At 45.8% G+C, this 14,608-nt stretch carries 15 protein-coding genes; 2 read left to right on the forward strand and 13 right to left on the reverse strand.

Annotation, left to right across the window (positions count from 1 at the left end; translation table 11 throughout):
• Window positions 1-11: 11 nt before the first annotated feature.
• From hscB to trmJ, 6 genes are all read right to left on the reverse strand, one after another.
• A complete protein-coding gene (hscB, locus tag ACF8EG_RS13230; RefSeq protein ID WP_005460241.1) occupies window positions 12-527 on the reverse strand; it encodes a co-chaperone HscB in 516 nt (171 codons plus the stop codon).
• Window positions 528-582: 55 nt separating this feature from the next.
• Window positions 583-906: an iron-sulfur cluster assembly protein IscA gene (gene iscA / locus ACF8EG_RS13235; RefSeq protein WP_025795048.1), complete on the reverse strand. Its 324-nt coding sequence runs from the start codon at window positions 904-906 to the stop codon at window positions 583-585.
• A 71-nt stretch (window positions 907-977) separates the two neighbouring features.
• Complete coding sequence (gene iscU, locus ACF8EG_RS13240; RefSeq protein ID WP_005483070.1) at window positions 978-1,361, reverse strand: Fe-S cluster assembly scaffold IscU; 384 nt, start codon at window positions 1,359-1,361, stop codon at window positions 978-980.
• Between the two features lie 37 nt (window positions 1,362-1,398).
• On the reverse strand, window positions 1,399-2,613 hold the full coding sequence (locus ACF8EG_RS13245; protein ID WP_005483767.1) for an IscS subfamily cysteine desulfurase: 1,215 nt from the start codon (window positions 2,611-2,613) through the stop codon (window positions 1,399-1,401).
• A 28-nt stretch (window positions 2,614-2,641) separates the two neighbouring features.
• Window positions 2,642-3,148, reverse strand: coding sequence for a Fe-S cluster assembly transcriptional regulator IscR (iscR, locus tag ACF8EG_RS13250; RefSeq protein ID WP_005496331.1), 507 nt, complete (start codon window positions 3,146-3,148; stop codon window positions 2,642-2,644).
• Window positions 3,149-3,273: 125 nt separating this feature from the next.
• Complete coding sequence (trmJ, locus tag ACF8EG_RS13255) at window positions 3,274-3,993, reverse strand: tRNA (cytosine(32)/uridine(32)-2'-O)-methyltransferase TrmJ (protein ID WP_005460175.1); 720 nt, start codon at window positions 3,991-3,993, stop codon at window positions 3,274-3,276.
• Window positions 3,994-4,224: 231 nt separating this feature from the next.
• On the opposite strand from trmJ, the gene suhB reads away from it, so the two are divergent.
• Window positions 4,225-5,028, forward strand: a complete 804-nt coding sequence (gene suhB / locus ACF8EG_RS13260; protein WP_005460178.1) for an inositol-1-monophosphatase — start codon at window positions 4,225-4,227, stop codon at window positions 5,026-5,028.
• Window positions 5,029-5,250: 222 nt separating this feature from the next.
• Here suhB and secF read toward each other — a convergent pair whose 3' ends face one another.
• From secF to ACF8EG_RS13290, 6 genes are all read right to left on the reverse strand, one after another.
• A complete protein-coding gene (gene secF, locus ACF8EG_RS13265) occupies window positions 5,251-6,198 on the reverse strand; it encodes a protein translocase subunit SecF (RefSeq protein ID WP_025795050.1) in 948 nt (315 codons plus the stop codon).
• Between the two features lie 14 nt (window positions 6,199-6,212).
• Entirely contained in the window at window positions 6,213-8,069 is a 1,857-nt protein-coding gene (gene secD, locus ACF8EG_RS13270; RefSeq protein WP_005460193.1) for a protein translocase subunit SecD, read from the reverse strand.
• Window positions 8,070-8,090: 21 nt separating this feature from the next.
• Window positions 8,091-8,420, reverse strand: coding sequence for a preprotein translocase subunit YajC (yajC, locus tag ACF8EG_RS13275; RefSeq protein ID WP_005460204.1), 330 nt, complete (start codon window positions 8,418-8,420; stop codon window positions 8,091-8,093).
• Window positions 8,421-8,585: 165 nt separating this feature from the next.
• Window positions 8,586-9,719 carry a tRNA guanosine(34) transglycosylase Tgt gene (gene tgt, locus ACF8EG_RS13280; protein WP_005460199.1) on the reverse strand — a complete coding sequence of 378 codons (1,134 nt, stop codon included), beginning with the start codon at window positions 9,717-9,719 and terminating at the stop codon, window positions 8,586-8,588.
• Window positions 9,720-9,866: 147 nt separating this feature from the next.
• Window positions 9,867-10,919: a tRNA preQ1(34) S-adenosylmethionine ribosyltransferase-isomerase QueA gene (queA, locus tag ACF8EG_RS13285; protein WP_020840131.1), complete on the reverse strand. Its 1,053-nt coding sequence runs from the start codon at window positions 10,917-10,919 to the stop codon at window positions 9,867-9,869.
• 305 nt (window positions 10,920-11,224) lie between these two features.
• Window positions 11,225-12,373 carry a trypsin-like serine protease gene (locus ACF8EG_RS13290; protein ID WP_065765031.1) on the reverse strand — a complete coding sequence of 383 codons (1,149 nt, stop codon included), beginning with the start codon at window positions 12,371-12,373 and terminating at the stop codon, window positions 11,225-11,227.
• 317 nt (window positions 12,374-12,690) lie between these two features.
• Between ACF8EG_RS13290 and ACF8EG_RS13295 the strand changes: the two genes are divergently transcribed.
• Window positions 12,691-13,149 carry a CBS domain-containing protein gene (locus ACF8EG_RS13295; protein ID WP_005460159.1) on the forward strand — a complete coding sequence of 153 codons (459 nt, stop codon included), beginning with the start codon at window positions 12,691-12,693 and terminating at the stop codon, window positions 13,147-13,149.
• 78 nt (window positions 13,150-13,227) lie between these two features.
• Here the strand turns inward: ACF8EG_RS13295 and aceA are convergent, their stop codons facing one another.
• The gene (gene aceA / locus ACF8EG_RS13300) at window positions 13,228-14,538 is read right to left on the reverse strand and encodes an isocitrate lyase (protein WP_005460165.1); all 1,311 of its coding nucleotides are present in this window, start codon (window positions 14,536-14,538) and stop codon (window positions 13,228-13,230) included.
• Window positions 14,539-14,608: the final 70 nt, after the last annotated feature.

The raw sequence follows: 14,608 nt of genomic DNA on the forward strand, positions 1-14,608 counted from the left end.
TGTCACGCTAACTAGCCGAGAAGCTTATCTTCGACCAGTTCAATTTCGTTCTTTAGTTTGGCAATGAATTTCAATTTACGAACTCGGTCTGCGGCTTCAGCCCAAAGACCGTCGTTAAGCTCTTGCTCAACGCTTGCCAAATGCTGCTTATACATTTTGCTGACCTTAGAATCGAAGTCAAAAAGCGCCGATTCAGGATCAGAGCAGTCAGCAATATCTTCTAGTTCTTCGCGCAGTTCCATTTGTTCCATCAGGAACATCGGATCTTGCATGGTTTGTTGCTCACCGCGGATTTCCATTCCCTGCTCTGCCAAGATGTACTCCGCACGAGAGATAGGATGTTTGAGGACTTGGTACGCATCGTTAATTTGCGCAGCCTTTTGCACCGACATCAAGCGGTCTCGCTCAGAGGCGGTAGCAAAGTTGTCCGGGTGGAAGCGTTTTTGTAGTTCTCGAAACTTAGAAGAAAGAAGGCTACCATCCAGCTGAAACTGACTTGGTAGCCCAAATAATTCAAAGTGATTCATTAAGATCGGGTCCTAGTAAAGCCTTCCGGACTCGCTTGCCCAGAAGGACAATCAATTAGACGTTGAAGCTTTCACCACAACCACATTCACTTTTCGCATTAGGGTTGTTGAATTCAAAACCTTCATTCAACCCTTCTTTCACGTAATCCAATTCGGTACCGTCTAAGTACACCAAGCTTTTCTTGTCGATGATGATTTTCACGTCTGAGAAATCAAACACTTCATCTTCTTCGTTTAGCTCGTCAACAAACTCAAGTACGTAAGCCATGCCGGAACAACCTGTCGTCTTCACTCCAAGACGTAAACCGATACCTTTACCTCGGTTATCTAGGAATGCTTTTACGCGACTTGCCGCTGTTTCTGTCATTGTGATGGCCATACTGCACCTTAGTCTGTCTAAATTACGATTGGAATGGGAGCGTTAAAGGCTCCCATTATATTACGGAATAATTATTCTTGGTGTTTTTTCTTGTAGTCAGCAACCGCTGCTTTGATTGCGTCTTCAGCAAGAATTGAACAGTGAACTTTCACCGGTGGAAGTTCTAACTCTTCTGCAATCTCAGAGTTTTTAATTGCAGCCGCTTCATCAATTGATTTGCCTTTTACCCACTCAGTTACTAGTGAGCTTGACGCGATTGCACTACCACAACCGTACGTTTTGAACTTCGCATCTTCGATGATACCTTCCGGTGTCACTTTGATTTGCAGTTTCATTACGTCGCCACAAGCTGGAGCGCCAACCATGCCGCTACCTACTGATGGGTCTTCTTTGTCAAATGAACCAACGTTACGCGGGTTCTCGTAGTGATCAATTACTTTTTCGCTGTATGCCATGATAAATTACCTCGAATCCTCTATTCAGTCCGTGAGATTAATGGTGAGCCCATTCAACAGTGCTCAGATCAACCCCTTCCTTGTACATATCCCATAGAGGAGACATGTCGCGTAGCTTAGTCACTGCAACGCGGATTTGTTCAATTGCGTAATCAATTTCTTCTTCAGTGGTAAAACGACCGAATGAGAAACGAACCGAGCTGTGAGCCAATTCATCATCCATGCCTAGGGCACGAAGTACGTAAGAAGGCTCTAGACTCGCAGAAGTACATGCACTACCTGAAGATACCGCTAGATCTTTTAGCGACATCAGTAGCGATTCGCCTTCTACGAAAGCAAAACTGATGTTTAGGTTTTGTGGTACACGCTGCTCTAGGTCACCGTTCACTGTCACCGCTTCAAGGTCTTTCACACCGTTAAGAAGGCGGTTGCGAAGTGCAAGTGCGTGGTCGTAATCTTTCTGCATCTCTTCTTTTGCGATGCGGAAAGCTTCACCCATACCTACGATTTGGTGAGTTGCTAACGTACCAGAACGGAAACCACGCTCATGGCCGCCACCGTGCATTTGTGCTTCAAGGCGGATACGAGGTTTACGACGTACGTAAAGTGCACCGATACCTTTTGGACCGTAAATCTTATGCGCTGACAATGAAATCAAATCAACTTTCATTTCTTGAACGTCGATTGGCAATTTACCAGCAGACTGAGCTGCATCCACGTGGAACACGATCTTGCGCTCACGACATAGTTCGCCGATGGCTGCGATGTCTTGAATTACACCAATTTCGTTGTTTACGTGCATAATAGACACAAGCACGGTGTCATCGCGCATTGCCGCTTTCAGCTTCTCAAGATCGATAAGGCCATTTGATTCAGGCTCTAGGTAAGTCACTTCAAAGCCTTCGCGTTCTAGTTGACGACATGGGTCAAGAACCGCTTTATGCTCTGTTTTACAAGTGATTACGTGTTTGCCTTTTTTCGAGTAAAAGTGCGCAGCACCTTTAATCGCAAGGTTGTCAGACTCTGTCGCACCAGATGTGAATACGATTTCGCGAGGATCTGCATTTAGAAGGTCAGCAATTTGCTCACGAGCAGTATCTACCGCTTCTTCTGCCTGCCAGCCGTAACGGTGCGAACGTGAAGCTGGGTTGCCAAATGTGCCATCCATTGTCATGTACTGAACCATTTTTTCAGCAACACGTGGATCAACTGGACATGTAGCGGAATAATCAAGATAAATCGGCAGTTTCATTCTCTACTCCAATGTAAAATGCTGACCGCTAAGAGCGGACGTTTACACCGATGGGCGCGGCGGTTGTATTTTTGTTTGAAAGCCCATGAGTTACCGCCAGACCAATATCCTGACGATCAGAAATTTCTAGCACTTCATTGTCTGTCATCAACTCACCAAGAGTGATGTTATTCAAGAAGTCACTAATGCGAGAACTTAGGTCACGCCATAGCGTATGAGTTAAGCAACGAGTCCCGCCTTGGCAATCTCCTTTGCCCTGACATTTGGTTGCGTCAACTGACTCATCAACGGCCGCAATCACAGTACCGATAGCGATACTATGTGCGTCGGCACCAAGTCGGTAACCACCACCAGGACCACGAACGCTGGCAACAAGACCTGCTTTACGCAATTTAGAAAAAAGCTGCTCTAAGTAAGAGAGCGAGATCCCCTGACGTTCTGAAATATCAGCAAGAGGTACAGGGTTTTGTTGCGAATGCAGTGCCACATCCAGCATGGCTGTCACCGCATATCTTCCTTTAGATGTAAGTTTCATACCACACCGTATCCACATGGTTTGTAATGGTTAAGATTTTTCCATACCCGAGTAAAATGGTCAAGTATTTATTTGACTAAATTACTCAGGTATTCATCCTTACACCTAAAAAGGTTATTCTTTATTCAGAGTTTCTTTTCAATCGAGGTCAAAATACCGCGAAGAATATTCAACTCTTGAGTCTCTGGTCGTGCTCGAGAGAAAAGACGACGCAATTTATTCATCACCTGGCCAGGTTGTTCTTTGTTTATAAACTGGGTCTCTACGATGACCTTTTCAAGATGGTCAAAGAACATTTCTAGCTCTTTATGACGAGGGTACTCTTCGACTTCAACTGGTGAGAATTGTTTCTGCTCAAGATTAAGATGAGCAACACGAACTTCATAGCTTAGCGTTTGAACCGCCATCGCTAAGTTCAGGGAACTGTATTCAGGGTTAGCAGGAATGCATACATGATAGTGGCACTTTTGTAGCTCTTCGTTAGTTAGGCCTGTTCTTTCACGCCCAAACACTAAAGCTACCGGATGTTTTTGGCCTTCAACTGCAAACTTTTCACCACATTCACGTGGCTCAAGCATTGGCCATTCTAATGTGCGAGAGCGAGCACTTGAACCTACCACAAGACCACAGTCTTCAATAGCTTCTTCCAGTGTGCTTACGACTTGAGCATTCTGAGCGATATCAGCGGCACCAGCGGCCAGTGCTAGCGTTTGTTCATCCACTTCACATTGTGGATCGACCAATACAAGTTGGCTTAAACCCATCACCTTCATTGCTCGGGCTGCTGAGCCAATATTGCCAGAATGTGAGGTACCTACGAGTACGACTTTTACTTGATCCAACATCTATGATTGCTACCTAAATTAAAACCGCAGGATGTTACCATAGTTTTTTAACACACCCTAGGGAGAAGCTGACTTCTATTCGCATTCTCATCAATTGTTGTGTTGTATGACGCGATATCAAAGATGACTCCATTCATTAACGTCTAAAAAATAACCACTTCCTTTTTCGTTTATCTTTGGTATACTCGCCGCCGCTTTTATTCGTTCTTTAACATCCGTTGGGAAATTTGTATGCATCCAATGCTAAACATTGCTATTCGCGCTGCGCGAAAAGCAGGCAATCATATTGCTAAATCATTAGAAAACACTGATAAAGTAGAATCTACACTTAAAGGCACTAATGACTTTGTCACTAACGTAGACAAAGAAGCAGAATACATCATCATCGATACTATCAAGCAGTCTTACCCAGAGCACTGCATCGTTGCTGAAGAACAAGGTCTTATCGAAGGTAAAGATAAAGACGTACAATGGATCATCGACCCACTGGATGGCACTACTAACTTTGTAAAAGGTTACCCACACTTCGCGGTTTCTATCGCTGTTCGTATCAAAGGCAAAACTGAAGTTGCTTGTGTTTACGATCCAATGCAAAACGAACTATTTACTGCACAACGCGGTGCTGGTGCTCAGCTAAACAGTGCACGTATTCGTGTTACTCCGCTGAAAGACCTTCAAGGTACTGTTCTAGCAACAGGTTTCCCATTCAAGCAGAAGCAACACTCAGAGTCTTACATTAAGATCGTTGGTTCTCTATTCACTGAATGTGCTGACTTCCGTCGTAGCGGCTCTGCTGCTCTTGACCTATGTTACGTGGCTGCTGGCCGTGTTGATGGTTACTTCGAGCTAGGTCTAAAACCTTGGGATATGGCTGCAGGTGAGCTTATTGCTCGTGAAGCTGGCGCAATCCTAACTGACTTTGCTGGCGGCACTGAGTACATGAAGTCTGGTAACATTGTGGCTTCAAGCGCTCGTGGCGTGAAATCTATGCTTAAGCATATTCGCGAAAATGGTAACAGCGCGATCCTTAAGTAAGATTTAAAAGTCAATTTAGCCCGTCACGCTGATGACTTTAAGAAGCCCCGCTCAACGAGCGGGGCTTTTTTGTATCCAAACCCACATTGTTTAGATTCTAAAAACTTGGGCTAGATTATAAAAACTTGATGGTCGCAAAACACTCTACTTCTTCGCTCAAAGTCTAGATACAAAAAAACCGCTGAGAGTTCAGCGGTTTTTGTTTTCGATTCTCAATCAGCCTTATGGCATCTCGTCGAATTCTACGCCTTCTTTTTCTACTTGCGGTGGCATCAAGTGCTCTTTCTGGATACCCAGTTTTAGAGCAAGTGCAGATGCTACGTAGATAGAAGAGTAAGTACCAACCGTGATACCTAACAACAGTGCCGTTGCAAAGCCGTGGATCATTGCCCCGCCCTGTACAAACAGTGCAATAACTACGAACAACGTTGTACCAGAAGTAATCAACGTACGGCTCAATGTTTGTGTAATCGAAGCATCCATGATGTCCGCAGGATCACCTTTACGCATCTTGCGGAAATTTTCACGAATACGGTCGAATACTACGATGGTATCGTTGAGCGAGTAACCAACAACCGTTAGCAACGCAGCCACGATAGTTAGGTCCACTTCAATCTGTAGGAATGAGAATACACCCAGCGTGATAATAATATCGTGCGCCAACGCCATTACAGCACCAGCCGCTAGACGCCATTCAAATCGCATTGATACGTAAATCAGGATACAGATGAGCGACACAAGGATCGCCAGACCGCCGGCTTCAGTTAGTTCATCACCAACGTTTGGACCAACAAACTCGATACGGCGCATTTCTACGCTTTCACCGGTACCTTCTTTGATCGCACCGATGATTTGGTTACCTAGCGTTTCGCCAGAAACGTCGTCACGAGGACGAAGACGCACCATCACATCGCGAGCACTACCAAAGTTCTGTACTGTCGCATCTCCGAAACCTTTTGCATCAAGTGCTGTACGGATTTCTTCAAGGTTAGCTGGTTTTTCAAAGCCAACTTCGATTAGCGTACCGCCCGTGAAGTCTAGCCCCCAGTTCAGCCATTTGGTTGATAATGTGAAGATAGAAGCGGCAATCATAAAGATTGAGAATACGAACGCCACTTTTGACCAACGCATAAAGCCGATCGACTTCTCTGCTTTTAGAATTTGAAACATATTAATTCCCAGCCTTAGATCGACAATTTATCAACGCGTTTGCCACCGTACAGTAGGTTCACGATACAACGTGTACCAATGATGGCGGTGAACATTGAAGTTAAGATACCGATAGATAGAGTAACTGCGAAACCTTTCACTGCACCTGTACCAACAGCAAACAGAATGATTGCAGTGATAAGCGTCGTGATGTTCGCATCGGCAATGGTACTAAATGCGTTGGCGTAACCTTGGTGAATCGCTTGTTGTGGACTGCGTCCATCTCGCAGCTCTTCACGGATACGTTCAAAGATCAGTACGTTAGCATCGACGGCCATACCCACAGTCAATACGATACCGGCAATACCTGGCAGCGTCATCGTTGCCCCTGGAATCATCGACATCACACCAATGATCAACACTAAGTTAGCCATCAACGCAATATTGGCAATCAGACCAAAGCCGCGGTAGTAAAGCAGAGTAAATAGCATTACAGCTACCATACCCCAAACACACGCTTGGATACCCATGTCGATGTTTTGCTGACCCATTGACGGACCAATGGTACGTTCTTCAACGATAGAGATCGGTGCGATAAGTGCACCAGCACGTAATAGAAGTGCGAGGTTGTGCGCTTCAGCAGCTGAGTCGATACCTGTAATACGGAAGTTACGGCCAAGTGCAGATTGAATCGTTGCTTGGTTAATCACTTCTTCGTGCTTAGTCAGGATAACTTTGCCTTCAGGCGTTTTACGACCGCTATCTTTGTACTCAGCAAACACGGTAGCCATTAACTTACCAATGTTTTTCTTCGAGAACGCCGACATCTTGTTACCACCCTCGCTGTCTAGCGAGATGTTAACTTGAGGGCGACCGTATTCATCCACACTAGAACTTGCATCCGTGATGCTAGCGCCGCTTAGGATGACACGCTTTTTAAGTACAACAGGACGACCATCGCGATCTTGTTTGATTTCACTGCCCGCAGGTGCACGGCCATTCGCCGCCGCTGCTAAATCAGCTTTATCATCAACTTCACGGAATTCAAGGGTTGCCGTGGCACCGAGAATTTCTTTCGCACGAGCAGTGTCTTGAACACCTGGCAGCTCAACAACGATGCGGCTAGCGCCTTGACGTTGCACAAGCGGCTCAGCAACACCCAGCTCGTTTACACGGTTACGTAGAATCGTGATGTTTTGTTCTACAGCGTAGTTACGAATCTCTTGCAAACGTTGCTCAGTAAAAGTGGCGATAAGAGCGTAACGACCATTCGAATCAGACTCGACAAAGTTCATGTCAGGATGATTCTTCGTTAGCGTGCGCTTCGCTTCAGCCAGTTGCTCTTCGTCACGTAGCAGTACTTCCACCCCTTCTTTGCCAGAAGGACGGATTGCACGGTAACGAATCTTAGCGTCACGAAGTTCACTACGGAAAGCTTCCTCTTGTTGACCAACAAGCTTTTCCATTGCTGCGTCCATATCCACTTCCATCAAGAAGTGAACACCACCACGTAGGTCAAGACCTAGTTTAAGTGGCGACGCACCAATTGCTTCTAGCCAATCTGGAGTAGAAGGAGCAAGGTTAAGTGCAACAATTTTGTCTTTGCCAAGCGCTTCGCTGATGACATCACGAGCACTAATTTGAGTATCAGTGTCGTTGAAACGAACAAGAATTGATCCATTCTCGAGAGCAATGGATTTATGAGAGAGATGCTCTTTATCAAGAGCAGTGGTGACAGCATCCAGCGTTGACATATCTACAGAGGCGCCACGCGCCCCTGTAACTTGAATAGCCGGATCTTCACCGTAGATATTTGGAAGTGCATACAATGCAGCGGTGATGATGGCAAAAAACACCATCAAGTACTTCCATAATGGGTAACGGTTTAGCACAGCGAGGACCCTTTAGCTGTTTTATAGAGACTTAAGCGTACCTTTTGGCAGCACTGCAGTGATGAAGTCTTTCTTGATTACAACTTCATTGTTCGCGTTAAGCTCAATTGAAATGTAGTCGTTGTCTTCAGCGATTTTAGTGATTTTACCCACTAGACCGCCGCTGGTCAGAACTTCGTCACCTTTGCCCATAGAAGACATTAGGTTCTTGTGTTCTTTAACACGTTTCGCTTGTGGGCGGTAAATCATGAAGTAGAAAATCACTGCGAACATGCCAAGCATGATTAGCATTTCGAAACCACCGCCAGCTGGCGCGCCTTCTGCTGCTGCGTGAGCCTGAGAAATAAACATTAAAACATCCTCATTATATTTTATTGATAATCCAACAAGTTGGGCTTTCGCAATTTAGATTCAAGTCTGAGAGTGACTAATAGAGATCGCTCTCTCAAAAATAACGTGCGTTAGCCTACTTTATTAGCAAAAGCCTCTGGCGACATGCCAAAGGCTTTAATTCTTTTAAGCTTTGCTTAGTGGTGGCACTTCGCGGTCACGACGAGCGTAAAACTCTTGAACAAACTCATCGAAACGGTCTTCATCAATCGCCTTGCGAATGCTTTCCATCAGACGCTGGTAGTAACGCAGGTTGTGGATCGTATTCAGACGAGCACCTAGAATTTCGTTACAACGCTCTAGGTGATGAAGGTACGACTTGCTGTAGTTCTGACAAGTGTAACAGTCACAGTGCGGATCTAACGGCGTTGTATCCGTTTTATGTTTCGCATTACGGATCTTGATCACACCACCAGTCACAAATAGGTGGCCGTTACGTGCGTTACGCGTAGGCATTACACAGTCAAACATGTCGATACCGCGACGAACGCCTTCTACCAAGTCTTCCGGTTTACCTACGCCCATTAGGTAGCGTGGCTTATCTTCTGGAAGTTGTGGACAAGTGTGCTCAAGAATACGGTGCATGTCTTCTTTTGGCTCACCAACCGCCAAACCACCCACTGCGTAGCCGTCAAAACCGATCTCAGTTAGGCCTTTTACCGATACATCACGAAGGTCTTCGTAAACACCACCTTGAACAATACCAAATAGGTTGTTCGGGTTTTCTAGCTTATCGAAGTGATCACGTGAGCGTTGAGCCCAACGTAGCGACATTTCCATCGATTTTTTCGCTTCGTTATGTGTCGCAGGGTATGGCGTACACTCGTCGAAAATCATTACGATGTCAGAGCCTAGATCTTTTTGAATTTCCATCGACTTTTCTGCATCCATGAAAATCTTGTCGCCATTCACAGGGTTACGGAAGTGAACACCTTTCTCTGTGATAGTACGCATCTTACCTAGGCTGAATACTTGGAAACCGCCTGAATCGGTAAGAATAGGACCGTGCCAGTTCATGAAATCGTGCAGGTCACCGTGCATTTTCATCACTTCTTGACCAGGACGCAGCCACAAGTGGAACGTGTTGCCTAGCAGAATTTCTGCCCCTGTGCCTTTTACTTCTTCTGGTGTCATGCCTTTAACCGTACCGTAGGTACCGACTGGCATGAACGCTGGAGTTTGGACAGTGCCGCGTTCGAAAGTCAGTTGACCACGACGCGCATTGCCGTTTTTCTTCTTAAGATCGAATTTTAATTTCACGATGCCTCCGAATGTCAGAGAAACAGTCTGACTGAGTGTTTAGGGCTCTGCCCTACTTAAGGAGCGGTCGCTTTTCCTTGCGAGAGACAAAGCAATGAATGCTTTATTTCCTAGCTTACTGCTAGCACTCGTAAATCTAATTTTTTACTAAATCGTTTTCTTTTTGATGAACATTGAGTCACCGTACGAGAAGAAACGGTATTTGTTTTCCACCGCATGCTTGTAAGCATTCATGGTGTTCTCATAGCCAGCAAACGCACTCACCAACATGATCAATGTTGATTCTGGTAAGTGGAAGTTAGTGATCAAGCAATCTACCAGCTGGTATTCGTAACCAGGGTAGATAAAAATTTCAGTATCGCCGAAGAATGGAACCAATTCTGTGCCTTTCTTCAATGCATCTTGCGCTGCACTTTCGAGTGAACGTACTGATGTTGTACCCACTGCGATGATACGACCACCGCGAGCTTTGGTTGCATTGATGGCATCCACCACTTCTTGCGGTACTTCTACATACTCTGCATGCATGTGGTGATCGTTGATGTTATCCACTTTTACTGGTTGGAACGTACCTGCACCGACGTGTAGTGTAACGTAAGCAAACTCAGCGCCTTTGGCTTTGATCTTATCTAAAAGAACGTCATCAAAGTGCAGGCCAGCCGTAGGTGCTGCTACTGCGCCTGGTTTTTGGTTATATACGGTTTGGTAACGCTCTTTATCTGCGTCTTCATCTGGGCGGTCAATGTATGGCGGAAGTGGCATGTGGCCAATTTCTTCCAGGATTTCTAATACCGTCTTATCAGAGTTAAATTTCAGTTCGAATAGGGCATCGTGGCGAGCCACCATTTCCGCTGAGTATTCGTCATTCTCGCCCACAATAATAGTAGTGCCTGGTTTTGGTGATTTAGAGCAGCGAACGTGCGCAAGAATGCTTTTATCATCTAGCATGCGCTCCACTAGCACCTCTAACTTACCGCCAGATTCTTTACGACCAAACATACGCGCTGGAATAACACGGGTATTATTGAAAACCACTAAGTCACCAGCTTGAACTTGGTTTAACACATCGGTAAATGTGCCATCTATAAGCTCGCCAGTATTGCCGTCCATTTGTAGTAGTCGGCTTGCGGTACGCTCTGGTTGAGGGTAACGAGCGATGAGTTCATCTGGAAGGTCGAAATGGAAATCTGATACTTGCATGTTACTTGTCTTATATATTGGTCAAATCACGTCAAAGAAGACGATTAAATTGCGACGAGTTTTTCGCAGCAGACTAGTATATGTTTACATGCTGCAATAGCAAGCAAATCCCCAGAATATCGCTGTAAAAGCCATGGTGAAGAGTGTAATAAAACGTGAAAATCCGCGATCACTTGGCAATATTCTTACACGGCGTAAGGACATTCATTTTGACGACGCACTCATCGTCATTTATACAGCGCAAACCTAACAATAAAACGAGCAGCGACGTGCGCTGCTCGTTTCTTTCAACATCGTTAACGTGATTAAGATTCGCGTCTGCGCCACCATGCTAAATGAGCAAGCAGAGCCAACAACCAGAGATTTAGACTGCCGCCATCGTCATCGGACCCTTTGAAATCACAATTATTGGTTGCAATACCATCGTGACACTCTTTGCCCGCTTCTTCTCTAGCATTGATGATAAAATTTGGTTCAGTGATGTAACGGTTTGGTGGTGTGTCGGCAGTAATGTAAGACTGAACCCAATCGTAGTAGTTACTGACCTTCGTATAAAAACTTGGAATGGTCAGCGAGCCACAAGTCGGCAATACCAAAGGACCACCACTCACGACCCCAATTTGCTTGCCTGTCGCAATGTCCAGGAGCGGGCCACCGCTGTCCCCTTTACAAGCAGAGTTACCATATTGAGTGCTGCTGCTTGGCTCTAAAATCCTATTGAATGTAGGCACTGTACAGATCTTAGTCGCGTTGCTTCTAGAGTTAATCAACCCCGGATAGCTATTGCCAATTTCCAGACGCTCATAACACTTGTCTATCGGAAGAAAACCGATCTGAGTGGTTTGTAACAAAGGAGAAGCCTCCGATGCCATTGGCGTTGTTGTTCCCCATCCATAAACCTGAACATTTTCAGTTCGCTGGTTGGTGTCATAGTTATCGTTCCAATCCGCAGCTAATCGTGCCTCAATGCTGATCATGTCTTCTTTCGTGGCGAGGTCAGCCACATTCACCCCAGTAACTGGGCGAGTAAGGTAAAGCAGCGCAATGTCATTATCGAGCGCCGTTTGAATAGGCTTCACATTCCCCTTGCTGTCAACATCCGCTTTCGAGATACGAGTGTAGTTTGGATGCACGACGACATGCGAAACGGTGTAGTAGTTGTCGATACTCGTATCGTGAAGATTATGTACACGAGCAGTGATAGACAGCTCACCCGGCTGGGTAACGTAATAGCTCGCTTCGTTCGAACCTTGCCCCATTACGACACAGTGGGCCGCAGTCATTACCCACTGGTCAGTGACCATAGTGCCGCCACAGTTTTGAAATTCCGCCATGTTACTGGCTCGAATCGCAACGCGATCTGCAGGGTTTGACTCCACACTGCCCAAAACGATGGCCTGAGCGGATTGGACACTCATTGCAGCAGCCATCAGTGCAAATAATTTTTTGTACATAATCGTCTTCAATTTGGTAAGCCTGAGCGTATCTTCTTCGAGAGACGAATCTTGGAAAATCCAACGAATAAAAATGTGCGATTCAATTCATTGGATTACCTTGGGTACACATTCAATATCAATCAAAAATGCCAACTGACTCGCACGCAAACCGACTTATTCAAACTAATAAAAACATCGATAACACACAGATTACGCAGTAAAAAAGAGGCGCAAGAACATTGTGCTATTTAATTGATGAAAAACGAGTTGGCTCCCAGATATACGGCAAAATATTCTCTATATTTAAAGAAATGACAATGCCGCTGGAGGTCTCTATGATCAAGGTTGAAGACATGATGACTCGCAACCCTCATACCTTGCTACGCACGCATACCTTGCGCGATGCAAAGAGCATGATGGACGCGTTGGATATTCGACATATTCCGGTTGTTGACGCCAATCATCACTTACAAGGCTTGGTGACTCAACGTGATATTCTTGCTGCTCAAGAATCCTGTTTGCACCCAGATGACGCTGAGCAATCTTTTACCCTCGATACGCCTCTCTACGAAATGATGCACACTAACATCATGACTGCAGAGCCAAGAGCGGGTCTAAAAGAGAGCGCCATTTACATGCAAAAGCACAAAGTGGGCTGCTTGCCTATCGTGCATAAAGGGCATCTGGTTGGAATCATTACTGACACGGACTTCGTTACGATCGCGATCAACTTACTTGAACTGCAAGAAGAGGTTGAGCCGGAAGAAATTGAACCGGATGAAGAAGCGTTATAAAGACGAAAAAAGAGCGGCCGGGATGCCGCTCAAAATATGCCATTACTGACGCTGATTAAGGAAGTGTTGCAGTGCCAATTAGAATTGGTCTTCTTCGGTCGAACCGGTAAGCGCAGTGACAGATGAGTTACCACCTTGGATGGTGTTCGTCATTCTATCGAAGTAACCTGTACCCACTTCTTGTTGGTGAGCCACAAAGGTGTAGCCTTTCTCTGCTGCTTGGAATTCAGGACGTTGAACTTTCTCAACGTAATGACGCATACCTTCACCTTGCGCATAAGCGTGTGCCAATTCAAACATGTTAAACCACATGTTGTGGATACCCGCTAGCGTGATGAACTGGTACTTGTAGCCCATGTCTGAAAGCTCTTGCTGGAACTTCGCAATGGTTTCTGCATCGAGATTTTTCTCCCAGTTAAACGATGGCGAGCAGTTGTATGCCAGCAGCTGATCTGGATACTCAGCATGAATCGCTTCTGCGAACTTACGCGCCTCTTCTAGACACGGCGTCGCTGTTTCACACCAAATCAAGTCTGCATATGGTGCGTAAGCCAAACCACGAGAAATCGCTTGGTCGATACCTGCACGTACACGGTAGAAGCCTTCTTGAGTACGCTCACCTTCAATAAAGTCTTTATCGTATGGGTCGCAATCTGAAGTTAGTAGGTCTGCCGCGTTCGCATCAGTACGTGCAATAACTAGCGTTGTTGTGCCAGAAACGTCTGCAGCAAGACGTGCAGCTACCAGTTTTTGTACCGCTTCTTGCGTCGGAACCAGTACTTTACCGCCCATGTGACCACATTTTTTAACCGAAGCGAGTTGGTCTTCAAAGTGAACACCAGCAGCACCGGCTTCGATCATCGACTTCATCAGTTCGTATGCGTTTAGCACGCCACCAAAGCCCGCCTCTGCGTCCGCTACGATTGGTAGGAAGTAATCAATACCACCTTCATCTTCAGGAGACTTGCCATTCGCCCACTGAATTTGGTCAGCACGACGGAAAGAGTTGTTGATGCGTTTAACCACTGAAGGCACTGAGTCCACTGGGTATAGCGACTGATCCGGGTACATAGTCGATGCAGTGTTGTTATCTGCCGCTACCTGCCAGCCTGATAGGTAAATCGCTTCGATACCCGCTTTCGCTTGTTGTACGGCTTGACCACCTGTCAGTGCACCAAGACAGTTTACATAACCTTTTTTCGCACTGCCGTTGACCAGTGACCACAGCTTATCAGCACCACGTTGTGCGATTGTATTTGCTGGTACCATCGAGCCACGCAGTTCTACGACTTCTTCTGCAGTATACGTACGCTTTACGTTTTTCCAGCGTGGATTCGTTGCCCAGTCTTTTTCCAGAGCTTCAATTTGTTGGCGGCGAGTCAATGTCATTGGTCTATCCCTCTTTATTATTTGCACTTTTGTTTGTGCGTTGAGTTTCCGTTCTCAGGCAGTACATCCC

Origin of the sequence: Vibrio sp. YQ_11, from assembly GCF_043103065.1 — a bacterium.
Classification (GTDB): Bacteria; Pseudomonadota; Gammaproteobacteria; order Enterobacterales; family Vibrionaceae; genus Vibrio; species Vibrio parahaemolyticus.